Source organism: Micromonospora aridisoli (assembly GCF_056150025.1).
In genome coordinates this window covers 1-544 of sequence record NZ_JAXCFK010000147.1, presented here as the reverse complement: position 1 = coordinate 544, position 544 = coordinate 1, and the positions used below count along the sequence as shown (strand labels likewise).

Below are 544 nucleotides of genomic sequence, written 5' to 3'. Positions count from 1 at the left end.
TGGCTCGGTCGATCAGGGGGCCAAGCTGCATGCCTGTCTGCAATGGGTTTCCGATCTTGAGCGACGCAAGTGTTTGTTTCAAAGCGGATTTCACTTTGTCGTACACGCGGGCGTCAACAAGGACGCGGCTGATCGCGGTGCACATTTGCCCGTTCAGCGCCATCGCCCCGCGGGCAATCTCGGCGACCGAAGCGTCGATGTCCGCGTCGTCGAAAACAAGGGCAGGGGCTTTGCCGCCAAGTTCCAAAGAGACTTGTTTGATTGTGCGCGATGCGTTGCCCATGATCACCGAGCCGGTCCGCGTGGAACCGGTGAACGAGATCACGTCGATCTCGTCATGCGAGGACAGAACCTCGCCCACCTCATACCCGTTTTCATTGACCGAGTTCACGGCGCCCTTTGGCAGCAACTCCGTTTCGGCAAAGCACTGCATGACAAGCGCATTTGTCAGGGGCGTTTGCACGGCGGGTTTCACCACCACCGTACATCCGGCGGCTAGGGCGGGGGCGACAGAACGCACCAAAAGCGTCACCGGCGCGTTCCA

Annotated in this window: 1 protein-coding gene; it reads right to left on the bottom strand. The window is 59.9% G+C overall.

Annotated elements, in window-relative coordinates; translation table 11 throughout:
- On the bottom strand, positions 1-520 hold a 520-nt coding region (locus SM447_RS29810; RefSeq protein WP_474576193.1), incomplete at its 3' end, for an aldehyde dehydrogenase family protein.
- Between the last annotated feature and the right edge of the window lie 24 nt (positions 521-544).